General features: G+C 50.5%; 41 protein-coding genes. All 41 read right to left on the bottom strand.

The genetic code is table 11. The features are described 5' to 3' along the window. Positions 1 to 7: 7 nt before the first annotated feature. The 41 genes from gnd to E0E47_RS14770 all read right to left on the bottom strand — a co-directional run bounded on the left by gnd (position 8) and on the right by E0E47_RS14770 (position 25,534). Positions 8 to 1,444 (bottom strand): decarboxylating NADP(+)-dependent phosphogluconate dehydrogenase, encoded by a 1,437-nt coding sequence (gene gnd, locus E0E47_RS14970; protein ID WP_130894037.1) that lies wholly within the window; start codon positions 1,442 to 1,444, stop codon positions 8 to 10. 821 nt (positions 1,445 to 2,265) lie between these two features. Then, positions 2,266 to 2,469, bottom strand: coding sequence for a hypothetical protein (locus E0E47_RS14965; protein WP_004303920.1), 204 nt, complete (start codon positions 2,467 to 2,469; stop codon positions 2,266 to 2,268). A 10-nt stretch (positions 2,470 to 2,479) separates the two neighbouring features. Beyond that, complete coding sequence (locus E0E47_RS14960; RefSeq protein WP_008143073.1) at positions 2,480 to 2,878, bottom strand: ribonuclease H family protein; 399 nt, start codon at positions 2,876 to 2,878, stop codon at positions 2,480 to 2,482. Then, positions 2,875 to 3,405, bottom strand: coding sequence for a hypothetical protein (locus tag E0E47_RS14955; protein WP_004293684.1), 531 nt, complete (start codon positions 3,403 to 3,405; stop codon positions 2,875 to 2,877). The genes E0E47_RS14960 and E0E47_RS14955 overlap by 4 nt, the downstream gene beginning before the upstream one ends. A 162-nt stretch (positions 3,406 to 3,567) precedes the next feature. Then, positions 3,568 to 4,224, bottom strand: a complete 657-nt coding sequence (locus E0E47_RS14950; protein WP_117901651.1) for a hypothetical protein — start codon at positions 4,222 to 4,224, stop codon at positions 3,568 to 3,570. Continuing rightward, entirely contained in the window at positions 4,196 to 4,519 is a 324-nt protein-coding gene (locus E0E47_RS14945) for a MutS N-terminal domain-containing protein (RefSeq protein WP_004293682.1), read from the bottom strand. The genes E0E47_RS14950 and E0E47_RS14945 overlap by 29 nt, the downstream gene beginning before the upstream one ends. Before the next feature lie 154 nt (positions 4,520 to 4,673). After that, positions 4,674 to 5,084: a hypothetical protein gene (locus E0E47_RS14940; RefSeq protein ID WP_021891778.1), complete on the bottom strand. Its 411-nt coding sequence runs from the start codon at positions 5,082 to 5,084 to the stop codon at positions 4,674 to 4,676. 13 nt (positions 5,085 to 5,097) lie between these two features. After that, the gene (locus tag E0E47_RS14935; RefSeq protein WP_008143065.1) at positions 5,098 to 5,406 is read right to left on the bottom strand and encodes an LPD28 domain-containing protein; all 309 of its coding nucleotides are present in this window, start codon (positions 5,404 to 5,406) and stop codon (positions 5,098 to 5,100) included. Positions 5,407 to 5,428: 22 nt separating this feature from the next. Further along, positions 5,429 to 6,085: a hypothetical protein gene (locus E0E47_RS14930; protein ID WP_004293679.1), complete on the bottom strand. Its 657-nt coding sequence runs from the start codon at positions 6,083 to 6,085 to the stop codon at positions 5,429 to 5,431. 3 nt (positions 6,086 to 6,088) lie between these two features. After that, positions 6,089 to 6,424, bottom strand: coding sequence for a helix-turn-helix domain-containing protein (locus E0E47_RS14925; RefSeq protein ID WP_004293678.1), 336 nt, complete (start codon positions 6,422 to 6,424; stop codon positions 6,089 to 6,091). Then, on the bottom strand, positions 6,400 to 6,993 hold the full coding sequence (locus E0E47_RS14920) for a hypothetical protein (RefSeq protein WP_004293677.1): 594 nt from the start codon (positions 6,991 to 6,993) through the stop codon (positions 6,400 to 6,402). Before E0E47_RS14920 ends, E0E47_RS14925 begins: the two co-directional genes overlap by 25 nt. Before the next feature lie 12 nt (positions 6,994 to 7,005). Then, on the bottom strand, positions 7,006 to 7,512 hold the full coding sequence (locus tag E0E47_RS14915; protein WP_008143058.1) for a hypothetical protein: 507 nt from the start codon (positions 7,510 to 7,512) through the stop codon (positions 7,006 to 7,008). Positions 7,513 to 7,534: 22 nt separating this feature from the next. Next, a complete protein-coding gene (locus tag E0E47_RS14910) occupies positions 7,535 to 7,981 on the bottom strand; it encodes a hypothetical protein (RefSeq protein WP_004293675.1) in 447 nt (148 codons plus the stop codon). Between the two features lie 38 nt (positions 7,982 to 8,019). Beyond that, the gene (locus E0E47_RS14905) at positions 8,020 to 8,496 is read right to left on the bottom strand and encodes a MutS N-terminal domain-containing protein (protein ID WP_008143055.1); all 477 of its coding nucleotides are present in this window, start codon (positions 8,494 to 8,496) and stop codon (positions 8,020 to 8,022) included. Positions 8,497 to 8,597: 101 nt separating this feature from the next. Further along, complete coding sequence (locus tag E0E47_RS14900) at positions 8,598 to 9,500, bottom strand: hypothetical protein (protein WP_117901650.1); 903 nt, start codon at positions 9,498 to 9,500, stop codon at positions 8,598 to 8,600. Between the two features lie 20 nt (positions 9,501 to 9,520). Then, positions 9,521 to 10,225, bottom strand: a complete 705-nt coding sequence (locus E0E47_RS14895; protein ID WP_025068530.1) for a radical SAM protein — start codon at positions 10,223 to 10,225, stop codon at positions 9,521 to 9,523. A gap of 17 nt (positions 10,226 to 10,242) precedes the next feature. Next, entirely contained in the window at positions 10,243 to 10,746 is a 504-nt protein-coding gene (locus E0E47_RS14890) for a hypothetical protein (RefSeq protein WP_004293671.1), read from the bottom strand. Between the two features lie 11 nt (positions 10,747 to 10,757). After that, positions 10,758 to 11,021, bottom strand: coding sequence for a hypothetical protein (locus E0E47_RS14885; protein WP_004293670.1), 264 nt, complete (start codon positions 11,019 to 11,021; stop codon positions 10,758 to 10,760). Then, positions 11,002 to 11,181, bottom strand: a complete 180-nt coding sequence (locus tag E0E47_RS14880) for a hypothetical protein (protein WP_004293669.1) — start codon at positions 11,179 to 11,181, stop codon at positions 11,002 to 11,004. The genes E0E47_RS14885 and E0E47_RS14880 overlap by 20 nt, the downstream gene beginning before the upstream one ends. Before the next feature lie 34 nt (positions 11,182 to 11,215). Next, a complete protein-coding gene (locus tag E0E47_RS14875) occupies positions 11,216 to 11,734 on the bottom strand; it encodes a hypothetical protein (RefSeq protein ID WP_018665676.1) in 519 nt (172 codons plus the stop codon). A gap of 32 nt (positions 11,735 to 11,766) precedes the next feature. Further along, positions 11,767 to 12,195 carry a hypothetical protein gene (locus E0E47_RS14870; protein ID WP_004293667.1) on the bottom strand — a complete coding sequence of 143 codons (429 nt, stop codon included), beginning with the start codon at positions 12,193 to 12,195 and terminating at the stop codon, positions 11,767 to 11,769. 10 nt (positions 12,196 to 12,205) lie between these two features. Continuing rightward, positions 12,206 to 12,526 (bottom strand): hypothetical protein, encoded by a 321-nt coding sequence (locus E0E47_RS14865; protein WP_004293666.1) that lies wholly within the window; start codon positions 12,524 to 12,526, stop codon positions 12,206 to 12,208. Further along, entirely contained in the window at positions 12,527 to 12,877 is a 351-nt protein-coding gene (locus E0E47_RS14860; RefSeq protein WP_018665675.1) for a hypothetical protein, read from the bottom strand. Beyond that, positions 12,874 to 13,545 (bottom strand): hypothetical protein, encoded by a 672-nt coding sequence (locus E0E47_RS14855; RefSeq protein WP_055205372.1) that lies wholly within the window; start codon positions 13,543 to 13,545, stop codon positions 12,874 to 12,876. Before E0E47_RS14855 ends, E0E47_RS14860 begins: the two co-directional genes overlap by 4 nt. A 141-nt stretch (positions 13,546 to 13,686) precedes the next feature. After that, a complete protein-coding gene (locus E0E47_RS14850; RefSeq protein ID WP_119993140.1) occupies positions 13,687 to 14,559 on the bottom strand; it encodes a DpnD/PcfM family protein in 873 nt (290 codons plus the stop codon). Next, positions 14,556 to 16,460, bottom strand: coding sequence for a hypothetical protein (locus tag E0E47_RS14845; protein ID WP_130894036.1), 1,905 nt, complete (start codon positions 16,458 to 16,460; stop codon positions 14,556 to 14,558). The genes E0E47_RS14850 and E0E47_RS14845 overlap by 4 nt, the downstream gene beginning before the upstream one ends. Beyond that, a complete protein-coding gene (locus E0E47_RS14840) occupies positions 16,447 to 17,037 on the bottom strand; it encodes a hypothetical protein (protein WP_018665671.1) in 591 nt (196 codons plus the stop codon). The genes E0E47_RS14845 and E0E47_RS14840 overlap by 14 nt, the downstream gene beginning before the upstream one ends. Before the next feature lie 130 nt (positions 17,038 to 17,167). Then, entirely contained in the window at positions 17,168 to 17,836 is a 669-nt protein-coding gene (locus E0E47_RS14835) for a hypothetical protein (protein WP_004293660.1), read from the bottom strand. Between the two features lie 81 nt (positions 17,837 to 17,917). Further along, entirely contained in the window at positions 17,918 to 18,508 is a 591-nt protein-coding gene (locus E0E47_RS14830; protein WP_004293659.1) for a tyrosine-type recombinase/integrase, read from the bottom strand. A gap of 11 nt (positions 18,509 to 18,519) precedes the next feature. Next, entirely contained in the window at positions 18,520 to 19,419 is a 900-nt protein-coding gene (locus tag E0E47_RS14825) for a DUF932 domain-containing protein (protein ID WP_130894035.1), read from the bottom strand. A 69-nt stretch (positions 19,420 to 19,488) separates the two neighbouring features. Then, positions 19,489 to 20,274: a hypothetical protein gene (locus E0E47_RS14820; protein ID WP_004293657.1), complete on the bottom strand. Its 786-nt coding sequence runs from the start codon at positions 20,272 to 20,274 to the stop codon at positions 19,489 to 19,491. Then, positions 20,253 to 21,065, bottom strand: coding sequence for a hypothetical protein (locus tag E0E47_RS14815; RefSeq protein WP_004293656.1), 813 nt, complete (start codon positions 21,063 to 21,065; stop codon positions 20,253 to 20,255). Before E0E47_RS14815 ends, E0E47_RS14820 begins: the two co-directional genes overlap by 22 nt. Before the next feature lie 21 nt (positions 21,066 to 21,086). Then, the gene (locus tag E0E47_RS14810) at positions 21,087 to 21,302 is read right to left on the bottom strand and encodes a hypothetical protein (protein ID WP_130894034.1); all 216 of its coding nucleotides are present in this window, start codon (positions 21,300 to 21,302) and stop codon (positions 21,087 to 21,089) included. A gap of 15 nt (positions 21,303 to 21,317) precedes the next feature. Next, positions 21,318 to 21,854: a hypothetical protein gene (locus tag E0E47_RS14805; protein ID WP_004293654.1), complete on the bottom strand. Its 537-nt coding sequence runs from the start codon at positions 21,852 to 21,854 to the stop codon at positions 21,318 to 21,320. 2 nt (positions 21,855 to 21,856) lie between these two features. Continuing rightward, positions 21,857 to 22,879, bottom strand: coding sequence for a hypothetical protein (locus tag E0E47_RS14800; RefSeq protein ID WP_004293653.1), 1,023 nt, complete (start codon positions 22,877 to 22,879; stop codon positions 21,857 to 21,859). Between the two features lie 59 nt (positions 22,880 to 22,938). Beyond that, positions 22,939 to 23,148 carry a hypothetical protein gene (locus E0E47_RS14795; protein ID WP_004293652.1) on the bottom strand — a complete coding sequence of 70 codons (210 nt, stop codon included), beginning with the start codon at positions 23,146 to 23,148 and terminating at the stop codon, positions 22,939 to 22,941. 1 nt (position 23,149) lies between these two features. Further along, positions 23,150 to 23,368: a hypothetical protein gene (locus tag E0E47_RS14790; protein ID WP_004293651.1), complete on the bottom strand. Its 219-nt coding sequence runs from the start codon at positions 23,366 to 23,368 to the stop codon at positions 23,150 to 23,152. A 51-nt stretch (positions 23,369 to 23,419) separates the two neighbouring features. Then, positions 23,420 to 23,767 carry a hypothetical protein gene (locus E0E47_RS14785; RefSeq protein WP_008143041.1) on the bottom strand — a complete coding sequence of 116 codons (348 nt, stop codon included), beginning with the start codon at positions 23,765 to 23,767 and terminating at the stop codon, positions 23,420 to 23,422. Then, complete coding sequence (locus tag E0E47_RS14780; protein WP_008143040.1) at positions 23,767 to 24,699, bottom strand: hypothetical protein; 933 nt, start codon at positions 24,697 to 24,699, stop codon at positions 23,767 to 23,769. The genes E0E47_RS14785 and E0E47_RS14780 overlap by 1 nt, the downstream gene beginning before the upstream one ends. Beyond that, entirely contained in the window at positions 24,680 to 24,916 is a 237-nt protein-coding gene (locus tag E0E47_RS14775) for a hypothetical protein (protein WP_004322721.1), read from the bottom strand. Before E0E47_RS14775 ends, E0E47_RS14780 begins: the two co-directional genes overlap by 20 nt. 33 nt (positions 24,917 to 24,949) lie before the next feature. Continuing rightward, positions 24,950 to 25,534 (bottom strand): hypothetical protein, encoded by a 585-nt coding sequence (locus E0E47_RS14770; protein ID WP_008143037.1) that lies wholly within the window; start codon positions 25,532 to 25,534, stop codon positions 24,950 to 24,952. Positions 25,535 to 25,545: the final 11 nt, after the last annotated feature.

Here is a 25,545-nt window from a genome sequence, read left to right as displayed (position 1 = left end):
CCTTATTTTATTGTAGTGAGACCCATTCTTCATGATAAAACTTTCCCCTTTCACCATCCGTCCGCTCAAAAGTATGCGCACCGAAATAATCACGTTGCGCCTGAATCAAATTGGCAGGTAAAAAGTCCGTAGTCAAAGAATGGAAATAATTGAGCGCAGAGGCAAATGCCGGTACAGCCACCCCTTCACATACAGCCGTAGCCACCACTCTACGCCATGCAGGCAAAGCCTCCCTGACTTGCGTGGAGAAGGTTGGGAACAACATCAGATTCCCTCGTCCTCCCCCTGCCTCGTAAGCCCGGGCAAGTTCGTCCAGAAAAGCCGACCGAATGATACAGCCTCCCCGCCACATTCGGGCTATCATGGCCAAATCCAGATTCCACCCAAACTGTTCAGAAGCTCTCGACAGCAAATCAAACCCTTGAGCATAAGCCACTAACTTGGAGGCAAACAAAGTCTGTTCTACTTCATCAGCCGAGAATGAAGCATACGGTTCTTCCTCCAACCGGGAAGCATATACACGTGCCGCCTCCACACGCAGTTCCTTCTGCGTAGAGATATTACGTTGGAAAACAGCTTCCGCTATCAATCCGAACGATTCTCCCAATTCGAGCGCGTTCTTCACCGACCATTGTCCCGTACCTTTCTGCCCGGCCACGTCCAGAATACGATCCACCAAATACCCACCGTCAGCTTCTTTATAAGCCAAGATTTCGGATGTTATTTCCACTAAATAACTTTTTAAGCGGCCTTCGTTCCAACGACCGAACAAGCGACTCATCCGTTCATTGTCCATTCCACCGGCCCGTTTCAACAGGAAATAGGTTTCGGCAATCAGTTGCATGTCACCGTACTCTATGCCATTATGCACCATTTTAACAAAATGTCCGGCTCCGTCCGGCCCCACCCAGTCACAACAAGGGGTTCCGTCGGCTGCCTTTGCAGCCATATCTTGTAAAAGAGGGCGAATCAACGGCCAAGCCTCTTTCGCTCCGCCCGGCATGATGGAAGCCCCCCGAAGGGCTCCCTCTGCCCCGCCGGAAACTCCTGCCCCGACAAACAGCAATCCATGAGCGCGGCAAGCAGCTACCCGCCGTCCAGTATCCACATAATCCGAATTACCTCCGTCTATCAAAACGTCCCCCTCTGCCAGAAAAGGACTCACTTGGTCGATAAGTTCGTCCACTGCATTACCTGCCCGCACCATCATCATAATAATTCTCGGTCGGTTCAAAGATGCCACAAACTCTGACAAGTCCGAAAAGCCCAGAATTTGCTTTCCGGCAGCACGTCCTTCCACAAAACGTTCCGCAACACCTTCTTCCACGCCGGGCACAGTCCGGTTCCACACCGAGACCCTACGCCCGTTTCTTTCCATATTCAGCGCAAGGTTTTCTCCCATAACGCCCAGCCCAATCAAGCCTACATCCGACAACTGCTCCATAAGTTCTATCTTTTTATCGTTTATTCTTTTCCAAAGGTCAGAAAAGAAGCAGGTAAATCCAAATGTTTACGGAAATAATTCGTCTAACTTAACAACTTTATGGTTTTCATAAAATGCCAGTGCAAACTTTTTATTGTGTTTAAGAACAAAATACTATCCCGCAAGACTTTACTTAATTAAATATCTATGTAAACATTCGTAACTCCAATACAAAAAAACGCACCCACAGCACCCACAAGGGTATAAATCGTGAAGCGCAGAAACAAGTCTTGGAGAAAAATCTTCCCGTTCAAATAGATATTTTCAAATCAATTTGCTAATTTTGTAACAAATGCCTTATATCATGAAGCACTGGGTGACATTTTTGTATTTTACGGTTTGGTTTGGAAGCATGCTATGGTGTACATCCGGTCATTTTATAGATGCGGAAATCACGCCAAAATGGCATTGTGCCATTTTTGGGCAAACTTTTTTTGTTTGATAATTGATTGATAACCAGTAGTTAGTTTCGCTTAAAAAAGCTAATCTCTACTTATAAGCATACATAGAGGGTTTCAATAACCAACTGATACTGAAGACAAAAGTATATAAAAAAGTCGGATTGTAAAACACTGGAAAAGAACCTTCTTTTATCAATCAAGGAAATCAAAAAGTGTATAGAGCAAAGTGGCGCATGTATGGTATAGATAATTCCGTACATGCGCCACTTTCTTAATCATCTGATTTGCATTGATTTACATTAATTGTTATTATATACTATCATTTGGTACTGATAAGCATTGATTTTGCTTGTGGGGTGTATTATTGTCCACCTAAAAAAATCAAGAATATCTCCTTGAAACGGGTTTGACGAGCAGGTCGATGTGCTCGTGTTCAAGGATATGTTCCATAGCCTTGTATATGGGCATCTTTTCGATACCGGCAATCTTCAGGGCTTCCATCTTGATGGTATTCTCGATGAGCAGCAGGTAGTCTTCCTCCTTCAGCTCAACATATTTCTGTGACTGTGATTTTAATTTTGCCATATTGATGTTGTTATTTGTTTCCGAAGTCGGCAGGAATCTCACCCCACAGGCGGTTGTCCCAGTGCAGCACTTCGATGTCCTTGATTCTTGCCTCCATCACTTTGAGGAATATCTCCGCTTTCTGCAATGCCGGGCATCTGCGTGAAGAGGCTGTCTGTTTGTTACAATACCACGTGATGGCTGTAATGCTGTCCGAGTAGATTGTTCGCGGACTTTCCGGATGTTCCATGACATATCTGACCGCCTCGACAATGCCGAGAAACTCCCCGATATTGTTCGTCCAGTTACCGATAGCTTTGGAAAAGAGTTCTTTTCCTGAAGAGAGGTCGACAGCCCGGAAGCGTGTCAACCTCTCTTTTGCAGAATGGGCACCGTCGGTCGCAATACCCACGACCGGTTTTTCTTTCATTGAATTCCTCCCTGATGTCTGTCTCCCGTATAGATGAACCCGTCGGATTCCATACGTCGTACCAGAGCACGCGCCTGATTCAGATAGTCGGTGATGACACCTTCCTTGTACTTGATATCCTTGCGTCCCTTGAGGATTTCCAGCACACCGTCTATTGTGCGGCTCATTACGCTCTTGCCGTCTTTCGGGTCGAAGAAAATCTTTTTGTTGCCGAACGTCACAGTTACTTGATACAATGTCTTCGGGACGATCACTGTTTCCACATGCGCCTGAAATAACACGGGGGTAGCGGCAACGACTACATACCCGTTGGCTTTGTGCATGGGTTTCAACTCTACCGAGTATAGTATGTTTGGCTCGAGAGTTCCTTTCAGGTCTTCCGAAAGGACACAAATCTGCTTGCCGAATCTTGAGTCTTCACGGACTCCCATCAATTTACGTGTCTTGGAATGGCGCGAAACGAACCCTATCAGTTCGCCCGTCTCTTCCGATCTCGCAAACTTCAGTTGCGATTTTTCCGATGTCATATTACTGTTCTTTCATATTCAATCTATTGCTTTCAATTGACAATCTGTTTTCAATGGGTCACTTTTCCATACAAATATATGCCAATTTTTCACGCCAACAAAACGTTTTAGTTATTAATTTTCAGATGGTTATGTGTAATATATATAGAGAAAAGGCTGCATTCAGTACAGCCTTTCCTCCTCTGTAAAATGACTGAAACGCTCGTCAGTATCAGAAGTTTGCAGTAGATAACGGCATTTCCAATAACGGTAAATCCGCCTTCCGTTGGGTATACAGTGATTTATATCGTCAGCATTCAGATATTGGTTCCCTTGTTCCGTACCGTGGTGCATCCATGTAGCGCACCCGGGCAGGTCCGGGTTGTTCCGGACATAGAAGTCCATTTTCTCTTTACCGGCGACAAAGATATTGTGTATCCGTACGTCCTTATCGATAGGAAACCGGTAGGCGTACAACGCGAAGTCACAGATGTCGGTTTCCAGCAGGTTGCCGCCAAAGTGTTCGGGAGCTTTCCGTTTCAGGTTCTCGAACCCCTCCAGAATACCCGGCCTGTCGCATATCTCGGCAAACCTTTCATCCGTTACCGGCTCAGCCGTCGCATAAACCACCCGAAAACCATTATCCGTACTGTCCAGTACCATGACATGCGCGACTATCCCCGGTGATTTGTTGATACTTTCGTCAATGCTGTCCGAGTCCGTGGTCAGACAGCATTTCAGCGTTCCGATGATTAATACCGCTACCACCAACAGTGTCCAAGGACCTATTGCTGCCGCTATCAATATCAATTCATCGGCCCGTTTCCGTATTTGTTTCATTGATTTTGAGAATGTGGCGGCCGGATACCCCCCGGACCTCGGACACGCATACCTTGCATCCTGCATCCAGCAACCGGTTTCTACATTCTTCCAAGGCGGCGTCGGAAATCCTGATGGCAGGTATACCTGCCGCCGTCATCTTGAACCGGGGCACTTCCGTGATCCGGGTAATCGTTTCGGCATCATCAAAATACGCCTCGAATGAATCTCCGACATGGAAAAGGATGATGGTTTCCACGCCATGCCTTTCCTTCATGCCGCCGTAACAGCGGCGAATAATCTCTTCCTTTTTCATATCAAATAGATATATTAGGTTTGATGTCAGCCAAACATGAAAGTGCCTGTAATCCGTTCAACTGCCGGGCTTTCGTCCGAAATACATATACAGACTTTCTTCATCTGACAAATATACAATAAATTACGGAACGACCCATGTCTATTGCATGAAACTATCCTTTCATCTTCACCTCCCTTCTTTCAAATTGTTCGCGGATGATTTCAACGAGTTGTCCGATGCTGTCGATTTTGTGACTCTTACCGCAGGCTTTGCCATGGAACAATGGCGTGAAGTACAGGTTAAAATCCTCATCGATGGAAAAACCTCCCACGAGGACGATACCCGCCTTGATACGGTAATACTCGCCGTACATGGCGTAATCATCCGTAGTTTTGGTGAACCCGTACTCCGGCAACAAGTCCGGCAAAGTGTCCAGGATCGGCCGGATAACATCCTTGAGAAAATTCGGGGTCTCAACTTCCTTTTTCCGTTTCCGACCTTTTCTGCCGGTTCCGTTATCGTCTTGCAGGTAATGGGCATCGAAACGATCCCGATACCTTTCTGTCAGTTCCTTAATATCCATATCCTTTATACATTTAATTGTTTTCCTCAAGCCACTCTTCCAGTGTCATGGAGTCCTCGAAACCGTATTCGTCAATCTGTACATAGCCGTCCTTTTCCGTGATAAACTCTTTCCTGGTCAGGATGGTTCCGCCATGATTTACCATCACCGTCGGTTCGATGGTCGCCAGACGGTCCCCGTCATCCGACTCCCGGATATCGTATGCGTACAGTCCCTCCGGAACGGCATTCCGGTCAATCCGCATATCCGTAAACAATGCAGGCGTGTCATTGATGGTCATAGACTCAAAGGTCTCGTTGCCAATGTTTTCTTTTGTAATCATATTTATTGATTCAAATAGTTTATTATTCCTGCTTGGGAAGTTCAATGGCTCTTACCCAATTGTTCCGGTCATCAAAACATTCATCATTGATGTTGGCCGTAAATTCCAGCGGTGTCATCTTCTCAACCCGCGTTGCGGGGTTATTTTCGTAATCAACGATGATTTTCCCGGCCGGAACGTCACGTTCAAATTCGTCCAGCGGGAAAGAGAATATCCATATTTCCCGGTCTTTATCTTCCCCAAGAAACGCCTTGAGGTTGTCTGTATAAGCCTGGCATTTGTCCCACGAGGTTTCCACGAATGAAATGATTTCCTCTTCCGGTTTGCCGGTACGGTCTTTCAGGAATGCAACGGCATTCCCTTTCCAGATATCCTGCTCGACACAGAGTTCCAGATAACGTTCCCAGACTGTCACCAGCCAGTCCATGTTAATCTCATGCAGGTGGCGGCAGGTGAAACGCTCCCGGCTTTCCGCGTTGTAAAGCGTGCAGCTTCCGTCCGTGCGTATCTCCTCCAACCGGTACATGGTGTATACCGGTATCCCGTGGCCATACCCGTCTTCCCCTTCCTCCTCGACATATACCGTATGGGGCAACATATTTTCCGGCATTTTCGGTATCGCACACAGGTTGGCTATAACTTCCTGTTCCAACGCTTTTTGTTTCTCCTGTATTCTCATTGTCTATCCATCTTTTAGTATGATTTTACCTTCTTGAAATAATCTCTGTTTGTAACGACGGTGGTTGCGTATATTTTCGGTATGTTTCTTCCGGTCATATTTATACAAGCCTTTTGCCTTGTTCTCTCTCAGCAGTTCCTTGTTCCGCTCTTCGCTTTCTGGGTTCACAATGAAGGTTATCAGCCTGCGGCTGACACCGTATTCCCGGGCAAGCTGGCGCTGGCTGACAGCTTCTGTCATGTAACGGTGGAAAATTTCAGCCTTCTGAAAAGGAGTGAGCTTCTGCCTGCGGTCATATTGTGTCCCGCTGATGATTATTCCCGAGCTTTTGTATGGCATGGTGAAGTCTGTTTTTCGTTTGTGGTCCATGAATGGTAGATGCGTTGTTTGCCATCTAAGGAGAGTAGAAACCAGCGGCTATAAATCCGTTCCAGCGTTTCGGTGTCGTGCCCGTATATCGGTCCCAGTTCGTTTGCAAACATCGCCGCTACCTTCAGCCTCCTGGTATCGGACAGCTTCTCCCACCAGCGGCAAATGGTCTTGTACTGCTTCACGTCCGTTACAAGGTCCGGAACCGGAGCGGAGGAGATATATTCCGCCTCTTTGCCGCACGGTGCCTGCCAGAACCCCTGTTCGCAAAGAGCGCGTTGCTCGTCACAAACCCGTTCTGCAAAGGATTTGAGTGCCATTTGGAATATCTTTCTTTCCAGTTCCTTACGTTCCATGGACAGTTCATGCACACCCACGTTCAGCCCGTGCTTATTGCGTTCATCCGGGGAAAGCTTGTTGCTCAAGGCTTTCCTGACCAGTTCCAGCCGTTCTTTCAGAGGGCCGTATTCGTTGTTATCTAAATACCGGTTAAACAGTTCCTGTTCGTTTCCGGGCAGTATGAATATATTTTCCATCATGCATCATTTAAGTTATCGGATGTGAATAGGATATATCGCAGTGGATAGCGGGTGTCGGGGTGCGGAAATAGCCACGAGATCCCGTGCCGTCAAGGGGCGCAGAAAAACGGCATCGAACTCCTGAGTATCGTCTTCACGGATATCTCGGACTTCAATGATCCATGTGCCTTCATAGCGGCACCAGGCAATCACCTCCAAAATCATTTCCTTTCTGTAGTCAGCCGGTCCGTCCCCGAAACTTTCACGTATCCGCTTAATTGCATCGTCTGTCAGCCGGACAAATTCCCCTTTGCGGAACGGAGCTTCCGGCGTAACGGCAGGAGCCAGCATCTGCCAGTCTTCATGTCCGTCCAGGTCTTCCACAGCCATTGCGTAGGCTTTGTATTCAGCTTCGGTCTCGAAATGTCTGGTTATCACATATCCCCCGGATTCGGCCGTGCTCTCCACCGACGAGATATCCCCGGTTTTCCTGTATATGCTTACAGTATCCTTACCGAGTAGAACTTTTACTGTTATCATTATTGCAGATGGTGTGGTTTTATTATAAATGGAACTCCACGTCTTCCTCCTCGAACTCCGTGTCGTGGTCCTCGTTGTACCCCTCGACGGTCGAACCAGGGACATAGGTCTCTCCGCCAATCCCATAACGTCCGGCATCGAGCAGTTTCCGAAGGGTTTCGGTGTCCCCGTTTAGAATCCTTTCGATGTCCTCCCGGCTGCCCCGGACGCTAATTCCGAGACGTAGCCAGAGATTTTCCTCTCTCGAGGTGTCCGCCTCTTCCGACCGGTGGCGTATGATATGATAATCACTCCATCCGTCGGCATCGTTTACCCCGGCGATGTAGGCATTGTACTCCGCCTCAGTCTCGAACTCTTTCTCGTCCACGACGCCCCCGTTATCCGCCAGCCATTCTTCAGAAGGCAGTTCATTGTTCTCTTCATATTCCCGTACGGCGTCCTCGCCGAAAATCGTTGTTATCTTTATCATGTGTCTTTGGGTTTTGAATATTTGTTATTTAATGGTTATCAAACTCGTTTGCCCGAACCGGTTTGATTCGGTTCGCAGACAGCCACCCGGTTTCCGGCGCGTATCAGTTTGGGGAGATACACGTCCAGGTCACGAAAAGAAAACCGCAGTTCCTTGACGCCTTTCCCTTGCCCGTCGACGCGTTCGGCGGTGGCAATGCCCAAAATGCCGGAAGCGGCGATGGCATCATCCTCATACAATTCACAAGATTCCCCGTTTCGGAAAATGTACAGGGCATCCGGGTGCGCCGCTTTCATCTCGCGGTATTTTCCCATCATGTCGGAAACTCCCGGGACATTTCCGTTCCCCGTTACATTCCGGGTCTTCAGTAGGTTCCTCGTGGCGTCGATGTCGATGAAATTCGTCCAGCCGGCTTTATGAAGTTCGACAGCAGCTTCCCGCAGGGATACCTTCCCGTTCTCGACCTCCTCTTTCAGGGATTCGAGAATGTTCTTGATTTTATAATCATTCATCATATTTTTTATTCTTTGGTTACATTGTTACTTGTTCCGACGGTATTCCGGTCAAGGGGAAAGCACCCGTGGCCTCCGGTAACCCGTCGATACACTGCCCGTCGTCAGGATTTCCCCGACAGGTAATGCCCGATGGACTTGTAACGGTTAGGAATGTTCGCGTTCTCGTTGAAACCGTTCAGGCAGTGGAGCAAGGCATCTTCGAGCGTGACATAACGACGGTCGAAAGTTTGGATATTATCCAGACAATAAGCATTTACAGCGTATTTGAAAGGCGCGTACATCCTTTCGTTCTCCCGCTTTAAAATGACAAACCAGTCGAAATGGAGTTTCAAGCGGAAACCGTCGCTCTCGCCGACTTTCATCAGCCGCTCTTCGTCGAGAAGCCGCCGCACGAGTGTGGCGTCGAGCTGACGGGTATACTCCCTGTACGCCTTGATACGGGCCGTGTAAGCCGCGGCATATTGTTCGATGTCCGTTTCTTTCAGCCGATGTTCCGCCGGGTAAAAGTCCAGCACCTCTTTCGTCGTGACGGGAATTTTCAGGTCGTCCACCCCGATCTCGTAGGTCTTGTTTTCCAACACGTCGTGGAACTCGAACCCTTGAATTCCCATGAGGGTAAATTCTCGCGTCGGGTCAGGGAGCGCAAGTGATTTGAGCTCTTCGAGGTCGCGGCACACGGCCACGACCGGATACTTCTCGACCACGTCTGACGGGCCTCCGATGCGGATATACGCCTTTTCACACCCGTCGTAATCACCATGCCGGACAATGTCGCAGCAGATGTAGTTAGGGGCGGCACGATGCCGCGCCGTATATTCCGTCCAAAGCTTGTCCAGCCCGGCTTTTACTTCGTCAGGGTCGGTCAGGGCAACGTTGCCGCACTGGCTGCACCGGCCGTCCGACAAGGCGTTGCGGGTAAATTCGAGGAACTGTCTGGTGTTCGGGTCGATGACGGCGGTACATTTCACTCCAGTGCCGCCGCAGATACTGCATACGATTGACATAAGTTTTTTGATTTGTGTATTTATTCGTACAATCTTTCTTTTTGACGCTTTTTCAAGGTCATCCGGAGATATTGCATCAGTTTCCCGCAGGGACACAGGGCATGTTCCCGTTGGCGGGCATAACTCAGGTCCCCGTTGGAGAGAACCATGCCTTCAGCATTGAGACAGAGGTCGCCGTAAACGTAGTTCTCCTCCGTAAGATAAATCCCATGAACAGGGTTCGGAAACCCCTCCGTGCTGCGGCCTTCCCGGAAAAGGAAGATACGCTCGGCCTGTCCCCGGACTCCGAAAAAGGGATACGGGGAAAGTGCCGCGAGCGTGGCGGCATGCTCTGCCGGATCATGGAAGCGGTCGTCGCTCATTTCGAGCATGTGGCCGGAGTCCTGTTCCTTTTCCTCCTGGTACTCGTACAGTGCGGCGCAGGCTTCTATGAATTCCTCCGAACGGGATGTGGCAGAGCCGTTGGTTACGATATAAAAGTCATTGACAGTAATACCGTAGGCGCGTACCCGTTCGAGGATATGGCGGATGGCCCGGACGTTAAGCGACGGCTCGCCGCCCGTGATGTTGAAATGGCGAATATGCCTGACATGCCGCAGCAGGTTGCTTATATGTTTCAAAGGGATATCCACGGATTCGGCATCTCCCCGCATGCAATGGGTACAGCGCATGTTGCAACGTCGGGTAATCTCGATGCAGAGATTCTTGATATATAGTTCTCTCATATTCGATGTAGTTCGGCTTAAGTTTCATCCGGGATTTCCTTTCCCGTGTAAGGATTATACAGCGGTGTGTTGCCAACTGCCTCGGCGTCAATAGCGAAACTGCCACGGCCTACGTCGTAGAAGAGTTCCAGCTTTAGTGGCGTTGAAGCGATGACTTTCTCAGCCTCGGCTTGTGACAGGCCTGAATACATCAGGCATTTGACACGACACCGGAACATTTCCGGATTGGTTTCCGGCGTGGTAACTACATCAACGACCTCGCACACTTCATCCGTGATGGCGAAGCGGTCGGGATTGGGTGTGCCGTTCCTTCTAGAGCCGTCCGATGCGGCATGTCCGGTGATTGAATGGTTCCGCACCTTTTCGGCGGGATAGGTCTTATCGCCTTTGGCGAAATACGACTTGCCGGAGGCGACACAGGCATGATAGATTACGTCGTGGACCTTTCGTCCGTTGTCAAGTATAATTGTATAGACCGTTCCCTCCTGCAAGACAGGAACGGCATTCGGTTTATGAGACATAAGATTTGTTTTTAGCTGTTTATGAATTTCGGTCTTGCACGCCGCATGATGTGTAGGTCATCGTAACCGATGGCTCTCAGTTCGGAAAGCGGGTTGCGGTACTCCTTTTCATGGGCTGGCCGTGTCATGGCGATCACGCCCGCATAGTCGGCTGCGCCATGCTGGCCGACATGCATGTAGGAGGTTATTTCACCCCGCCGTCCGCTCCACGGTATGTCCGGGAACAGGGCGATGACCTGTCCGTCGGGATAGCGTCTAAAGACCACCTTCGTCATTTTTCCCGCAGATTTCCGTGTCGATTTCATAGTCCCCGTAATTTTTGAATTCATAGTCCACTTCGCTGATAATTTCGTCAACCTCTTCGTCCGTTATCTCATCGGCCTTCGGGTTGTCGATATCGAGCCGTACGGTCAGGTAGATGGTTCTTGTTGCCATAATATCATACATTTTTTAGTGTCACAAAGCCGGCCTATGACAGGCCGACGGTATATTTCTCTATCAGCCGCTTCCGGTACGCCTTGTCCTTTCCGGCGGCAAGGCTTGCCAGTTTGCGGATATTCCGGTTGGCTTTTTCCGCGACCTGCTCCACGGTCGGTCCGGGAGTCATGAAATCACGGCATCCGGCACTGCAATACAGCTGCTTTTCCTTGACCGTCCTGCCACAGGCCGGACACCGGCGCTTGCCGTCACGCTCCAGCACTTCCAGAATATTGGCATGAATGCCTTTCCACCATTCAATACGGTCTATGTCATAATCGTAGACGGTTATCGTGTTCCCGAAACTGCGGGCTTCGACCTCAACGGCAATGCCCTCATCTTCAAGGCAAACCTTCAATACCGGGTCTTCGTGAGGCTCACAGTGCCTGTCATACCAGATGATATAGGTGGGATCGTCCAGTTCGTCAGGCTCTCCCAGACAGAGTTCCGTAAGACCGTTGTTCACGAGAATGTTGCGGATGGCGTCTTGTAAATCTTTGATACAGTCCATTGATATTTCGTTTTATGGTTGTTCCTCATTCGTCAGTTCATCTCCGAAGCGTGGCCGACGAACTGGAAGATATCGGCGTATTGTTCGCTGTAGATATAGAATCCGTCCCGTTTTTCCCCGGTCTCCGCATCTATTCCGTCAGCAAGGAGATATTCCCCGTCATCCGTCAGGTAGACATCGGTAAGCTTGATACGGGGCGTGTCGTGCTTCCCGTACAAGGTTGTCGTGACGGGGAAGTTGTTGTCATCGAGTTCCTCCTCTTCTGTAAGGCCGAGTGATACGCGGCCATATTGTGCCAGGAACTCCAGCATGAATTTCAGCATGGCTTGCTCGGCCTCGTGCAGCCGTCCGTCGATAAAGGCGTACTGGGTGGCGAACAGATGCAGCTTGTCGGCGCTCATTTTGTCCGGGGCTTTGCCCGGCTCCGCATTGTCTTTCTGTATTTTATCCATATCTGTCATATTGTTGGTTTCATGTTTCCAGCGGGGTGAAGGAGACGGTCAGTATCACTTTCTCGTCACCCAGGTTGAACACTTTCAGGCAGTCGTTACTGATAGTCCTTTTCAGGATGTCTCCCCGGTATCGGGAATTGCGTACCTTGAAGGTAAAATCATCAATGAACGAGCTGATGCAATGAAGCACGTGGTCGAATTCTTCCTTACCATACCGTTCCATTTCAGGGAAAATGCCTTTCAGATGCGCCCGCAGGCTCAATATGTAGTTCGGGGTCTTGCCCGTGATTTTTCCCGAGTATGTGATTTTGTATTTCCTGTCCATGATATGCCGTTCCATTTAATCGTTACTGTCATACCAGCCCTCGATCTCATCGAAATAGCCGTTCGAGTCCCATTCTTCCAGCAAGGTGGTCGGGTACGTCCATTCAAGGCTGTAAAACAGATCCTGGCACACCTCTTCATTACCCTTGCACAGGGCGAGCAGTGAGTTATGCGTGAAACAGCCGTCACTGCTCTCCGGCACACGCCAGTCCTCACGGTCTTCTGCCGCGTATTCGGGTATATAGCACACTTCATCGGGGCGGTTGAGAAAGGCATCCTCGTTCTTGTAGATGTTTCCTTCCCCTCCGTATTCCAGTTCATAGAACACACCTTCCGGCGTTTCTATCCTGTTGCCAATCTCTATCATAGCGTTACCGTTTCGTGGGTATATATAATCACCATCCGGGAGGAGAGCACCTTGTCGCGTACCGTGGGGTTGGCGATTGCCCAATCGGAATGGAAATGCATGTCCGGAATGGATGCGGTGTCCACAATATCGCCCCCGTTTTCCAGATGGAGATAATCCGGCTGATACAGGTCGCAAAGGAATTTGCCGTCCGTATCGCTGATGGCGTATATCTTGCCGTCGAGTGCGGCCGTCATCTCCTCCTCGCTGCGGTAGACCAACAGGTATTTACAGCCGGTCTTCATCTCTTCCGCAATCCGCTTATGCAGTTCTTCAGGAGATAATTCACGCAGTCTTGACACGACCGCCCCGATACTTTCCACGGCATCGTAGCTGTCCAAGGCATCATGGCAGGTCGTTTCAAACTCCTCTTTCGGACGACCCGCAAAATTGATGGTACGGACTTCCTGCCCGTGCCCGCCGAGCAGGTAAAAGGGCGTACCGTTCCATTGTTCCTTTCTGACAGAGAGCGGCCGGGAGCATTCCCGTGTCTGCCGGTTCACAACGGCATACAGTTCCAGACTTTCCCCGCATTCCATACGCAGGATATGCCGGGCGAACTCCGTAAATGTCATGATTTTGATTCCTTCCCCGTTCGCCGTGAAGAAATCCTGTCTTGTCTGTTTCATAAATCCGTTTTTTTAAGAGTAGGTAATCGTTTTGTATAAGGGGTGGAATACTCACCTCGTTTTGAAAAAAAAAGACCGCCGCAGCCGTAGCCGCGACGGCCCGTCATCATTATGGCATGTGATGAACAGGTTCTATTTTCGTTATTCGGCCTCGTAGTACGGTACGCCGTGCCTTACCACTGCTTTTTCCATTTCTTCCCACCAGATTTCACTATGGCGGTCATTGTCAAAATCTATGGGCTTTCTTTTACCGAGCCGCAGCCGGTCCCGTGTCTCCATTTCCGTTTCGTACACAATCTGTTCCATTTCTTCGTCCGTAACATGGTAGGTATCGAACGGCTCCGGCAGAGATTCCAACTCCCTGCGTGACAGCTCGGATTGCCCGCAGGTGAAAACCTTGTCATAGAAAGCGTCATCTTTCGGCGGCAGTTCGGGTTCCTGTTCCGGCAGCACATCCAGATAATCCGACTCGTACAGGTAGTTTTCGCCGCGCCCCTTCGTCTGCCGGTTGTTCTTGAACTCTTCCAGATCACTTTCCGTCAGGCGGAATTCCTTCTTCTTACGCCGCAGGTACTCCATCATGTTTTCGAGGGAGGAGAACGGGGCTATGAGCTCCATGGAAGAACGGTTGTGCCAGGCATCGCTCCGGTACAGCAGGTAGACCTGCGGGCGGTTCCGGGCCGCCTCCTTACGGTATTCGCCGAACTCATACAGGGCGTTGTCGAAACTTCCGAATGCCAGCCGGACTTTGTCTTCGACGGATATGGACTCCCGGCATTCCTCAAAACGGCGTTGCACGTATCCGATGAAACCCACGTCTTCCAGAGTCTCCATGACCGTGATGTCATCAGTCGAGAGCGCGATGTCAGCTCCTGCGAAATTGTCGGCTGACAGCACGTGTTTCTCTTCATTGTATTCGTCTTCCGCCCTGCAGACGGCCAGACCGGGCGTTTCCGCCTCGATCTCCACGACCTTACGGAGCGTCTCTTCGATAGCTATCCGGTATTTTTTCATTGTATGATGTTTATTTGTTTCAGTTCACGTTTGTAGTTTCTCAATGACGGCTTGTGCCCTTTCTCCCTTACGATCTGGCGCATCTGTGCAAAGGTGTATGCCTTCTCCATGTCCAGGCCGTAGTCCGTGGCGAATGCCGTCATTCCGATATAGCAGAAGCCGAACTTCCGGTGCAGCATGTCGGCCGTATAAGGAGTCATGTCTTCCGCCAGGGTTACGGGGACAGCCATTCCCCGGATCTTGAACTTCAAGCCCTCGATAAGGGTCCCGCAGTTGTCGCTGTGGTAGGTCAGGTCCCTGCGGCGGGCGCAGTAACCGATGGTCTCGCCCATGAAGGTGTTGCGGAAGATTTCCGTACGGTTCAGGTCCTTCAACTTCTCGACACCGTAATAGCAGACCGCCTGTACGGCTTTCAACGCTTTGTCCACACGGGGTTTGACAAAGCGGGGGTCGTTTTCCGCCACGATCTTTTCCAGCCACGTGCGGTGGAAGGTTCCGACAGGCACGTCGAACACCTTCTCCGGTGTGCAGTATTTTGAATCCGACCGCGTCATCATCAGATGTGCCGAGGACGGCTCGTATTGTTCTTTCAGGTAAAAGGCCAGACAGGTATTGCCGACTTTGCAGTAAGTATAGTCGTCACGGCTGTTTTTCAGCGACAGCATCGTGGTTTCCCCGCCGTAGAACTTCTCGGGCAGTCCGGTCTGTCGGCAGAACTCCGTGAGGAAATGTCCGGGGATGGCACGTGCATAACTGCGCTCCCGGTAGCACTCCTTCGCCATTTGTGGGGTGATGAACCGTTTGGCAAAGTCACAGATATGGTGATGGCCGTAATCATACGCCGCCTGCGTGTTCGCGTAGGTCTGGAACTTTTTGGGCATCTGGCGGAACCAGCGGAAACACGTCCCGTGCTCCATGCAGTAGTCGACAAATTCCCGCGTCCATACATTTTCAGGAAATTCGGGACAGTTGCCGTTTCTTCGGATGAATGCCTTGCACACTTCCACCGAGAGCAGGGATTGTTCAGTTTCCTCGTCGATATAGCAGTTCGTCTCCCGTTTGCTGTTATCGATGGCAATGACCAGTCTTTCCGGTGTCTTGAACCGCTTCGGCAACTCCCCGAACATGTAAGGGTGTTTCTCCATCAGCCGGTCCGCCAGCATGTCGTCCAGATATACCGACAACGGCTTGAAAAACTGGGGGTCTGTGATGAAGTTTTTTCCTTCGGTCGAACAGACAGCCGCATGGAGAATCTCATAGGAATAGAACCGGGCGGGAACAAGCGAGAGGTCATGTTCCGCCATCTTGCGGTAGTATGCCGCAGTCTTGAAACGGGACGGCACGACGGCATCGGTAACCGTGCTCAATATTTTCATCCCGTCGAGCATCCCGTAATAGAACTCTTGAGTCTTTACCTCAACGGGGACATATCCGAGGATAAGCCCCGTTTTCATGACGGCGTCTGTCCTGCTGTCCGTGTAATACGGGTCGTAAATATAGCTGCGCAAGGCCAGGTATGCCAGTTGTGCGTCCCAAAGGCGTTCAGGTATGAAGGCGAGAATGTCGAAATCCCCGCGTCCGTTTCGGATGACCGCTTCTGCCATTTCTCGGGTAACCATTGCTTCGGGAACGGCCGTGATATTCTTCGTTTTTTTGCGCATGGCGTAGTCACAGACTGCTCCCGAACGGTACGCCTCCGGAATATTGCGCAGCTCGAAGCTGTGCCAGCTCTCCGTGCTGCCCGCGATGATTCGTTCTATACGTCCGGGTGTGAGGAAACGTCCCGGAATATGGCTCAGCACCTCTATTTCCTTGCTTTCGACGGCTGCTTCCACGATCTCTTCCGTGAACAGGTGTTCCGGCAGCCATTCTATGGCCGATACGATGTTATTGTGCCGCATACAGTTTCTTTTTAAGGTTGGACGAACGGACGATTCTCACAAGGCGGCACCCCCGGTAGACATAGAGTATCCTGGATTCCCGTTCGGCGAGTTCCTCAAGTCCCTGCCAGTGCTGCGGTGTATTTATCTTTTCGAGTCGGACATGGTTGTTCACATATACCGTGATCGGTTTCATGCTGTCATGGGAGGGCGTATCTTCGACGAAGAGCGGCAGTTCACAGTATTCTCCCTTGTCCATGACATGCCATCTGCCGTTATCGAACAGGAGGCACGTGTCCTCCATGCGGCCGAAAATGTCTGCGTTGTCCGCGATGCGTGATGCGGATTGCCGCGGTGTTTCCCGTCCGTCACGGATCTTTGAAAAACAGTGGACGGTATCGCCGGTTCCTGTCCATTTTCCATAGGGTGACGGTCCCAGTTTTTGTATGTCGCCCAGCGACAGCAGGGCATCTACCCGTCTGTCATTGGGATAGAACACCCGGAGTTTCCTCACAAGGTCTTTTGAAAGCGTCTCATGGAGCGCCTTGATGTGCCGGACACTGCCGTCCGGCAACAGTTTTCCGATTTGTATGCTCATAATAGTGCTATCTCTTGTTGTTGAAGTATAGCCGGGTCGTCCTTCTTTCGATTGACAGTCCGGCTTGAAAATTATGATTTACAGAAGTCTTCGGACTGGTATCCGGCCATGTCCGGTACGGAACCGCGTGTCATTCCGTCCTGTCGTCTTCCCGTCTTTTCATTTTCAGTTCCCTGCCGGTTGCCGTGCGGCAGAGCGGCAGTTTCCCGGAAGCGGTTTGCTTGCATCCCTCGACGAGCCGTCCTTCGGACACCATTTTCCCGTACATTTCCCTGATATAACGGTATGCCGGGGAGGTGTTCGAATAAACGGACTTCCCACGGAGTGTCTTGACACGCAGCTTTTCGACGAGTATTTCCAGCACCTGCTCCCGGCTCTTGTACAGGTTCCGGCGCTTGGTGCGGAAGGCGTCGAGAAAGACACCCCCGATAGTCATGTCATGAGTCTTGTGGTAATACGCGAGTTCTTCCTCCTCCGTCAGGTCGAGAATCTCGCCGTAAGTGTCAGTACGTAGGTACCGGAAGGTCGTTCCTTGTGCCAGAATCTTCTCGATAAGCTCCATGTGCTCTTTAAGAACAGGGCCCGATAACGATTGGGGATGACAGTACAGGCATGTCTTTCCGAGATACACCTCGGGACAACCGTCTTTGTATTTGTTTTCCTTGATGCTGAACCCTGTTTCCGTGAAAAGGCGCTTTACCTCGTCGAAGAAGCGTCCGGCTTTCTCTTCCGGCATGCGACCGCCGTCATAGCCGGACTCGACGCGGAAGTATGTGTCGATATATATCGGTGTGTCCATTTACAGTTCTGATTTTGATATGTTATATAAAGCATAGCCCGGAACCTCCCGCTCGGGTTCCGGGCATCGTTGAAAATATTCTCATAGACGTATGGAATCGAACACTTTGTCGATGTCCTCCTGCGCCAGCCCGATGTAGCGCCGGGTGGTTTCCAGGTTGGAATGGCGGAATATCTGGTTGAGCAGGATCAGGCCCTCGGCCGAGCGTCCCATCAGCTCGTAGACATAGCGCCCGAAAGTCTTGCGGAAGGTATGTGTGGAGAATGCCCTGATCGGCAGCCTGTACCTTACCTTGAATACCTTGAGCAGCCTGTTGATGTATTCCAGCGAGTAAGGTTTCCCGGTACGCGGGCTGAGAAAGATGTACTGTTCGGGGGCGGGTTGTCCGAGCATCTCGTACAGGAAACGGTTCTTCTCCTGCACGTCCCTGTTGAACTTGATCAGGCGGTTTTTCTTTGTTTTCTGCTCGATGCGGGTCATGGTGCTTTTTCCTAAGATGTCTTTCCAGCGCAGGGTCCTCACGTCGGAGGCCCTGCATGCCGTGCAGAACGACAGCCAGCAGTAGGTCTCCCACAGGTACTCGCCGTCCTTCTCAAGCCCGCGGACCAGCCTGTTATATTCCGCTATGGGCAGGTAGTCGGCTGTCGTCAGTTGTCCCTTGATTCTTGTCACGTGGCAGCCTTTTAAGATTCCGGCAACCCTTCCGAGAGCATCAGCTCGGCCAGCGCCCCGTTCTGGGGAATCATGGCCGGAATGTCCGTACGTCCGGGCTTGTAGATTTCGGTTGCCACGTTATAGATATCCCACGCCGTGAGCGTCTTCTTCTCTTCGGTGAGTTTGAGCAGGTCCTCGGTGAAGATGGAAATCTGGGACTGGTTCAGGGGATAGGTCTCCACCTTGGACGAAAGACGCTTGTCGGAACTGTCATGCGATACGCGCAATGCTGTCAGCAATCCGATGTAGGCGTACATCTCCACCGGGGTAATTACTTTCGCTTTCAGGCGGCGGATGCGTTCCCTGTCCTCGTTCATCTGTACCTCGAAGTTCGAGAGCCACTCGTCTACACGACCGAAAAGCTCTTCGGTGGTGACTTTGTCTTTCCCGTAGTTCGACACACTGCGTTCGGGGGAGAGGATGCACTGGTTGTGGCACACCCTGACGCACGGGCCGATGGCCGCCTGGATGCCGTCCTGATGGAAGGCGATGACAAGCGTCGTGGTCAGCTCGTCCGTTTCCCATTCCTTAATGCGGATGGTCGTATAAACGCGGCGCAGGATATGCGCCTCGACGGCCATCGCCCCGTACTTTTGTTCCACCTGGAGCAGGACGACCACGCCGGGCTGTGCCTTGTTCTTGTTCTGGGCGGCGAAGATTTCCTCCACCTCGTAATTCAGGTTGTGTTTCTGGCAGATGTCCGCCATGCGCTCTATCACCTCGTAATGGTAGATTCCCTTGAGCGGGTTGCCATAGATGTCATTTTCCTTGTGTGTGCGCCGGAGCGTGTCGAGCGTCATCACCTCGACGTTGTTGTTCTGGAAATCGAACTGCACGGGGGCGGCCGTTGTTGCTAATGCTGTTGCCATAATGATTGATATTAAAAAAGTTATACAATAAGAAAGGCGGTGAACCGTTGTCCATCGCCTTTCCGGAATTCATTTTGCGGTTTCAGGCAGGTAACGCCTGCATATCAGGTCCGTGATACTCGGGTAATACACGTTGCCATAAGTTCCGTATGGTCCGAAACGGGCAAGGAAGCGGAAGTAAAAATCTACCGGACGCCGGTAGCTCGTCTGTATTTTGGTTTTCAGCAGGCGGTAGGCGTACTCGTCAGAATTTTCCACCTTGACCTTGCGTCCGTTGAAATAATAGTTTCCCTCCTTATCTGAAGAAAACGATACCTCTTCCTTTGCCGGACGCTCGCCGGCAACGACCCTGAAGAAGTCCTCCAGGGAGCGGCAATCCTGGTATTCTACCGGAATCGTGTCGCCCTCTCGCAGTTTCACGTCCAGTTTGTCAAGCAGTGTCTTGATGGCGGGCGTGTAGATATTTTCGGATTGGAAGCATCTTGTATCCCGCCAGTATTTCTCGAAAAGAGAGCCGGTTTCAAGGAGTAGGAACAGGGTTTCACGCGCTGTCTGCGGTTTATCGGCCAGATATGGAATATACTCGGTCACCAGTATGGAAAGTGAAAGATACTCCTCCGGTTGCAGTTCGCTCTTCTGGTGCAGGTTACAGTGCCTCTCGAGCAGGGAGTCGATGTCGGCTTCCCGCAAGCTTTCGTCCGTCCATACCAGGCAACCTTCTTTCTTGCAGGCGGGACATTTATCCGCTCCATACGGCAGGAGCATCACCTTGCCGCAATCGGAACAGGTGACCAGGTCGCCTCGTTCCGTATAAACATCTACCGTTTCCATTCTCAATCCTCCGCGTAAGGCCATTCAAGGCAGCAGTCATTGCATACGGCCACGCCCTCGTCACTCAGAATGTCAATATCTGTGCCCCCACATTCGGGGCATACCGGTACCTTTTTCTTGTCCATTCGTCGCTCTGCCGCTTCTTCCGTCAGAAGCAGCGGCACCCAGTATGCCGATGTGCCGAAATCCCGTATCCCGTTTTCATCCTGTATGGGTTCACAACCTTTCGTTCCCATGTATTTCTGGGAGTCCGGCCAACACACGGCACGGTAACACTTGTCCCGTTCGGGAGATTTGCCGGTATGGCGTATATAGTCTTCCTCGGGCACGTAAAGCGCCCCGTTCTCCCCGCTTCCCCATGCCGGATAACCGGTTCCTTCTTCCTCGAAAGGAGCACTTTCCTCGGGAAATTCCACGAGTGCATATAACTTGTCATCCCATGCCAGGGAACACTCGCCGCAGTGGAACCGACTTTCGTGAATATCATAACGGATATTTTCCGAATTGCATTTCGGACAGATAATGTCTTTTGTTTTTACTTTCGGGAAACTCAGGATTTCTCCGGCAATGATTTCCATGCTGGGCCAGAACAACTGTTCGCAGTAATCGTCGGCCATCTTTTCCGCCAGATTCTGCATGTCGTCATCGCTGATCTTTTCCACATCGAAACCTTGTCCTTCCAGGTCATCGCGGTGGACGGACGTGATAGGGAAATACCCGGCGTTCAGCTCCCGGATAAATTGTCTTTCCTCTTCTGTCGGTTCGGGTAAGTTGTTGAAATATTCCCTGAGCCGTTGATAAAGTTCTCTTACCATAATTATATTCCTGTTTTTAATCTAATATCCACCAGTCGAGGACCAGTAGTTCCGGTCCATGATTTTTTCAAGTTCGAGGTCGGAACGTTCTTTCCAGAGGTCGAAGTCATCAAGCAGCTCCGTTCCGTCCTCCAGAGGAAGCACAGTATCCTCATTGTCAAACAGATAGTCTTGTATGTCATATCCGGACGGATAACGGTTTTCCCGGATGATTTCTTCTGCAATTTCCTTGTCCATTCGGTTGCCATTTTTTCAGTTCGCCGGTATTGTAACCGGATTCATTTGTTTTGTCTTTTCCTTGTAAAACCTGTCGATGGCAAGGAAGTAGTCCTCCGCATCCCAATCAGTGCCCGCATGCTCAGTCTCGAATTCTTCCGCCCACTGGACGATCTCGGCATTGACGGCACGGGAGTCCCTGTCCTCCCACAGGTTGTCCGCCCCGGCATTGTAGGCAAGGTCCACGACAGCCTCCTGCAACTTGTTGTAGCCGTTACACTCTCTACCGTTGGAACGCAGCCATAAGTCCACGTCGACGGCATCCTCTTCCGTCGTCCCATTGTGCAGGCACAGGCACTGCCCGTTGCCGTTATGGCATACGAGGACCGGCCGTTTGGTGTCGGGGCATATCCGTACCAGCAGCTCATTGGCGGCAAGTGTTTCCGTATCATGCCCATTGAGCATTGCAGGAAGCGCCTGGCTGACCAGACTCAGGATTTCCTGTTCCTCCTTTGTCCCGGACGGCTTGGAAGCCAACAGGTTCTGTATGCGTTTAAGAAGATTGTAAATCATAATCAGCAGTCATTATGTTCTTTCCAGATTTTACGTTTCTCGTCATAGCCCTTGTTTTCCCACCATTCATTGCAGGTTTCGGCAAACCCCTGATGGTTGTCTCCGGCCGGACACTTGTCCTGACGGCAACCCGTGATCTGTTCCATTTGATTTGCGTCCAACGAGTTCCACCATTCCTCCATGCGTTCTTTGAACTCTTTTAAAGTACAGAATGGCTGATGGTCCTCGCATTCGTCGCACCAGTTATCATAGCGGTCTATACCCGTGGTACCGATGAATGTACGGGCATTCGGATCCACCCATGCCTGGGTCTGTATATTGTCTGAACCGCACCCCTCGCATACGACAATCTCGTCGTCATTGACATCAGCGGAGATGAACCCGTGTTCTTCCAGCCAGTGGGCAATCTCAAGCAATCCCTCGGTCTGTACCTGTCCGATGGGCTCATCGAAATCCTCGCCGGCTTCGCCGTTGAGCGTGCAGAGCAGTTTGCCGTTCCCGTCGATGAAAAGTTCATAAACGGTCGCACTTTCATAACCGCCGTATCCGTAAAAAGCGGAATTGTGGACCACCACTATCGGGGAGGTTTCATACTCCGCTGATTCCGCCTCCCGGTAATGTACGCCGCAGTTGCGGTAGAACGTGCCGATGATGTTGTTCTCCTTCTTCACGGCGTCGCGGATTTTCTCCATAAGTGATCTTCTGATGGAGATGATACTGAGGTGCGCATAATCCTTACGGAGACGTCTGTACACTTCCTGCTCGAAGTTGCCTCGAACAGAGTCGAAAGGGGATACGCCGGCGTTCTCCCGGATATATTTGTCCTCGTTAAAGTTGTAGCGCCGGCAGACAATATTCTTGACGCGGCGGAATTCCTCTCCGGCAAATTTGAGGATACTGTTCTCGCCTAGCGAAGTCGGAAAATAGCAGCGGGGCATGTGCACTGTCATTTCACGGTAAAGTGTGTCATCGTCTTCCGGAAAGGTTCTGTCTGTTTCCGGCTTTGTAGGTTTTTCCTGTTCCATGTTGCTTGTTTTTTATCTGTAGTTGAACAATTTCCGGTTTGCCGCCCGTTGCATGGCGGTCACCATATTCTTATGTCATAATCTTTAAAATAGTATTCCAACTCTTTTAATCCTTCCAAAGAGTGCAGCTCGTTCTTTCCGGTCACTTCGATGTCGACGGATACTGCATTTTCATCTTTGATGTTTACTTTGGCATTGTCAAATACGCATCTTACATATTCTGCAATGCATGAGGCAGGCAGGTCGTTTTTTACAATATTAAGTACCATATTATTTATTGTTCATTAAATGTTTGCTACGTCCATAAACCGGGCACCGCTTGCGGTATCTGCATTCGCCCCGGGCCGCGTCGGTATGCGCCCGGTGCCATTCATCCCAGCTCTTCACTCCATTGTCTGTAAGGAATATGATCAGTTGCATGCAGCAGAAACCGCGTTCCTCACGTTTCCGGTCATGAAGGTTGGCCAGCCCGTTATCTTTAGGTTTCATACAGGTTTGATGTTACGGCAGGTTTGCTCGAAACGCCTTCATGGCATATCATTAAAACCATGAGACATGCACATAGGCATCGCTTTGGTCACTGCCGTTGATTAGACAATCGAGTACTTCGATAAACTTTTCCCGGTCCATCCCGACCTTTGCCAGGCAGGAATAAAATTCTTCGGCATTCTGCCGGAAGGTTTCATCCTGTTCTGAGATATGTTTTCTTAGCTGCTGCAGACCCGAACGGGCTATTTCGAAGTCATCGGTATAGGCGTCTTCTGCGGAGTTATCAACTTCGAACATTGTCAGGATATCATAAAAGATATCCTGACCGTCCCCGCCATACATACCCGGATATTTGTATTCGATTTGCCAAACTCTGGCTACATGTAGTTTTCTGGCCATTATCTTTTCATTTTTCGGATTTGTTGTCTTATGCAGTGCAGCATCAATTCGATACCACGGATGCTTTCCTCATTCTCTTTCAGTTTGTAATAGTAGGCGTTCGCTTCGTCGTAGTCTTCCCGTGCCTTGCGCAATCTGCATTCCTTGGCGTCACGGACCTGTTCATGGGACAGGTCGTAACCGATGAACTCGTCCATGAAACAGGAAACCGTACGCCCGTAATAGTGGTCCGTGCGGGTTTCCACCGCAGTACGGATGATGTCGTCGCACCGCCTTCCGAGTGTCCGGAGTACGTCGCTGATATGCCGGTCATGGTACTCGTAACCGAAGAAACGGGTATACCACTCGTGTTCCTGCCGGTTTGTCTTCCCCGCGTAATACTCGTACCATTGGGCGTCGCACTTGGTGTGCCTCTGGGTAACCTTGAATATGGCATACTCTTCACCGATCCATGTAAAACGTGAGAGTATCTCACTCGCTTCTTCCTCATAGTAGCTATCCCGCCAATTCAATTCTTCGGTCTGGCTGAGCGGGAGGAATGACTGTTTGGTGATCCACTGCCCGAAACCTTTGTGCGTGACATGCGGAAGCACTTTCACGACCTTGCTCCATGCCTCGTTGCAGGCTTCATCCAGTGAAGGGAAACTTTCAGGAAAGCGTTCCCTGTCCGTTCCGTCTCGCAACACCTCGTTCCAATCTTTGTCGCAGACAATGAGGGTGAGGTCCTCCCTCACATGGCAGTCGCGTTCGCAATAGCCGTAGGGAGCATCGCAGAGCGTGTACCACTCCTTCGGTCCATAACCGTCGTCACGTCCCAGATAGCGTCTGGGCTTCCCCTTCTCTGTCTGCACCTCCCATACTTCCGTGCAGTTTCCACGGTCGATATGGTGCAGGCGTACCCTGATTTCCTTGTTATCTCGTTTTTCTTCCATGTCGTTCATTTTTAGTATGGCCTGTCTTTTTCTTTTCGAGAATCCGGTAGATTTCTTCAAGGTCATGCTCATTGTCTATCGGTTGCCCGTATTCCGTATCCACGATGACCACCCTGGCATTGGCCAGGTGACATCCTGCTATCGTCTTGTCATAGTCGCTCCATTCAGGATTGATTTCTGTTACCGTGTCAAATTCAAGTCCGTATGATGTCTTCATTGTATTTCCAGTTATTATGCGTATTTTTCTATTTTATGCTGCCGCTTTGTTCTGCCCGTCGATAATATGCCTGCATTCGGCTTCCAGTTCTTTCATACATTCCGTACCATAGAATCCCCAACAACTGTCCAGTTCATTGTCATCGTCACTTTCCGGCATGATGCGATACCCGAAAACTTCCCCGGTATAGTAGTTGTCAAGGGTACTGATTTCGTCTTGCAGGTATCCCTCGATCCGCTTCCTGCGTTTCGCGGTGATGTTCTTCCACCCGTATTCCCGGCGCACCTTGTCCAACGGTACCGCGATGATTCCGAAAAATCCGGAATCCCACGGGCAGCTGAACGGCGAGGTGGATATTGTAATGCCGCCATGGTCGTAGAGGTAGACCGGCAGGGCGATATATTCCTTCAGGAACGATTCCCGGAAATTTCCGATATGCCCTTCAAAAACCTTGTCGATATCGAAGTGGTCATCAAACTCCTTCTCCGGGCGGTAGCGACGATGTGCCGTATAAAGCGTACCGAGATTGTCATACGCTTCACGCGGGCTTCGGGCGTCATCATCATAATAGATGTTGATGCGATACCCGTTATATTTGATTTGATTATATAGATTCATTTGCCTGGGTA

It is taken from the genome of Paraprevotella xylaniphila YIT 11841 (assembly GCF_900683745.1).
In the GTDB taxonomy this organism is placed as follows: domain Bacteria; phylum Bacteroidota; class Bacteroidia; order Bacteroidales; family Bacteroidaceae; genus Paraprevotella; species Paraprevotella xylaniphila.
This window is presented reverse-complemented; position numbering and strand designations above follow the sequence as displayed.

Excerpts from the sequence above, each read along its gene's own strand:
- E0E47_RS14870 (WP_004293667.1), bottom strand. The coding sequence starts at position 12,195 with ATGACAGATATGGATAAAATACAGAAAGACAATGCGGAGCCGGGCAAA.
- E0E47_RS14960 (WP_008143073.1), bottom strand. The coding sequence starts at position 2,878 with ATGAAAGAAAAACCGGTCGTGGGTATTGCGACCGACGGTGCCCATTCT.
- E0E47_RS14840 (WP_018665671.1), bottom strand. The coding sequence starts at position 17,037 with ATGAGCATACAAATCGGAAAACTGTTGCCGGACGGCAGTGTCCGGCAC.
- E0E47_RS14935 (WP_008143065.1), bottom strand. The coding sequence starts at position 5,406 with ATGATTACAAAAGAAAACATTGGCAACGAGACCTTTGAGTCTATGACC.
- E0E47_RS14875 (WP_018665676.1), bottom strand. The coding sequence starts at position 11,734 with ATGGACTGTATCAAAGATTTACAAGACGCCATCCGCAACATTCTCGTG.
- E0E47_RS14835 (WP_004293660.1), bottom strand. The coding sequence starts at position 17,836 with ATGGACACACCGATATATATCGACACATACTTCCGCGTCGAGTCCGGC.
- E0E47_RS14790 (WP_004293651.1), bottom strand. The coding sequence starts at position 23,368 with ATGAAACCTAAAGATAACGGGCTGGCCAACCTTCATGACCGGAAACGT.
- E0E47_RS14865 (WP_004293666.1), bottom strand. The coding sequence starts at position 12,526 with ATGGAACGGCATATCATGGACAGGAAATACAAAATCACATACTCGGGA.
- E0E47_RS14825 (WP_130894035.1), bottom strand. The coding sequence starts at position 19,419 with ATGGCAACAGCATTAGCAACAACGGCCGCCCCCGTGCAGTTCGATTTC.
- E0E47_RS14780 (WP_008143040.1), bottom strand. The coding sequence starts at position 24,699 with ATGGAAGAAAAACGAGATAACAAGGAAATCAGGGTACGCCTGCACCAT.
- E0E47_RS14860 (WP_018665675.1), bottom strand. The coding sequence starts at position 12,877 with ATGATAGAGATTGGCAACAGGATAGAAACGCCGGAAGGTGTGTTCTAT.
- E0E47_RS14905 (WP_008143055.1), bottom strand. The coding sequence starts at position 8,496 with ATGATGAATGATTATAAAATCAAGAACATTCTCGAATCCCTGAAAGAG.
- E0E47_RS14795 (WP_004293652.1), bottom strand. The coding sequence starts at position 23,148 with ATGGTACTTAATATTGTAAAAAACGACCTGCCTGCCTCATGCATTGCA.
- E0E47_RS14855 (WP_055205372.1), bottom strand. The coding sequence starts at position 13,545 with ATGAAACAGACAAGACAGGATTTCTTCACGGCGAACGGGGAAGGAATC.
- E0E47_RS14805 (WP_004293654.1), bottom strand. The coding sequence starts at position 21,854 with ATGATTTACAATCTTCTTAAACGCATACAGAACCTGTTGGCTTCCAAG.
- E0E47_RS14955 (WP_004293684.1), bottom strand. The coding sequence starts at position 3,405 with ATGACATCGGAAAAATCGCAACTGAAGTTTGCGAGATCGGAAGAGACG.
- E0E47_RS14910 (WP_004293675.1), bottom strand. The coding sequence starts at position 7,981 with ATGATAAAGATAACAACGATTTTCGGCGAGGACGCCGTACGGGAATAT.
- E0E47_RS14785 (WP_008143041.1), bottom strand. The coding sequence starts at position 23,767 with ATGGCCAGAAAACTACATGTAGCCAGAGTTTGGCAAATCGAATACAAA.
- E0E47_RS14890 (WP_004293671.1), bottom strand. The coding sequence starts at position 10,746 with ATGTCTCATAAACCGAATGCCGTTCCTGTCTTGCAGGAGGGAACGGTC.
- E0E47_RS14820 (WP_004293657.1), bottom strand. The coding sequence starts at position 20,274 with ATGGCCTTACGCGGAGGATTGAGAATGGAAACGGTAGATGTTTATACG.
- E0E47_RS14940 (WP_021891778.1), bottom strand. The coding sequence starts at position 5,084 with ATGGATATTAAGGAACTGACAGAAAGGTATCGGGATCGTTTCGATGCC.
- E0E47_RS14800 (WP_004293653.1), bottom strand. The coding sequence starts at position 22,879 with ATGGAACAGGAAAAACCTACAAAGCCGGAAACAGACAGAACCTTTCCG.
- E0E47_RS14810 (WP_130894034.1), bottom strand. The coding sequence starts at position 21,302 with ATGGACAAGGAAATTGCAGAAGAAATCATCCGGGAAAACCGTTATCCG.
- E0E47_RS14770 (WP_008143037.1), bottom strand. The coding sequence starts at position 25,534 with ATGAATCTATATAATCAAATCAAATATAACGGGTATCGCATCAACATC.
- E0E47_RS14895 (WP_025068530.1), bottom strand. The coding sequence starts at position 10,225 with ATGAGAGAACTATATATCAAGAATCTCTGCATCGAGATTACCCGACGT.
- E0E47_RS14815 (WP_004293656.1), bottom strand. The coding sequence starts at position 21,065 with ATGGTAAGAGAACTTTATCAACGGCTCAGGGAATATTTCAACAACTTA.
- E0E47_RS14900 (WP_117901650.1), bottom strand. The coding sequence starts at position 9,500 with ATGTCAATCGTATGCAGTATCTGCGGCGGCACTGGAGTGAAATGTACC.
- E0E47_RS14945 (WP_004293682.1), bottom strand. The coding sequence starts at position 4,519 with ATGAAAAAGGAAGAGATTATTCGCCGCTGTTACGGCGGCATGAAGGAA.
- E0E47_RS14950 (WP_117901651.1), bottom strand. The coding sequence starts at position 4,224 with ATGAAACAAATACGGAAACGGGCCGATGAATTGATATTGATAGCGGCA.
- E0E47_RS14915 (WP_008143058.1), bottom strand. The coding sequence starts at position 7,512 with ATGATAACAGTAAAAGTTCTACTCGGTAAGGATACTGTAAGCATATAC.
- E0E47_RS14775 (WP_004322721.1), bottom strand. The coding sequence starts at position 24,916 with ATGAAGACATCATACGGACTTGAATTTGACACGGTAACAGAAATCAAT.
- E0E47_RS14845 (WP_130894036.1), bottom strand. The coding sequence starts at position 16,460 with ATGCGGCACAATAACATCGTATCGGCCATAGAATGGCTGCCGGAACAC.
- E0E47_RS14925 (WP_004293678.1), bottom strand. The coding sequence starts at position 6,424 with ATGCCATACAAAAGCTCGGGAATAATCATCAGCGGGACACAATATGAC.
- E0E47_RS14850 (WP_119993140.1), bottom strand. The coding sequence starts at position 14,559 with ATGAAAAAATACCGGATAGCTATCGAAGAGACGCTCCGTAAGGTCGTG.
- E0E47_RS14885 (WP_004293670.1), bottom strand. The coding sequence starts at position 11,021 with ATGACGAAGGTGGTCTTTAGACGCTATCCCGACGGACAGGTCATCGCC.
- E0E47_RS14965 (WP_004303920.1), bottom strand. The coding sequence starts at position 2,469 with ATGGCAAAATTAAAATCACAGTCACAGAAATATGTTGAGCTGAAGGAG.
- E0E47_RS14930 (WP_004293679.1), bottom strand. The coding sequence starts at position 6,085 with ATGAGAATACAGGAGAAACAAAAAGCGTTGGAACAGGAAGTTATAGCC.
- E0E47_RS14920 (WP_004293677.1), bottom strand. The coding sequence starts at position 6,993 with ATGATGGAAAATATATTCATACTGCCCGGAAACGAACAGGAACTGTTT.
- E0E47_RS14880 (WP_004293669.1), bottom strand. The coding sequence starts at position 11,181 with ATGGCAACAAGAACCATCTACCTGACCGTACGGCTCGATATCGACAAC.
- gnd (WP_130894037.1), bottom strand. The coding sequence starts at position 1,444 with ATGGAGCAGTTGTCGGATGTAGGCTTGATTGGGCTGGGCGTTATGGGA.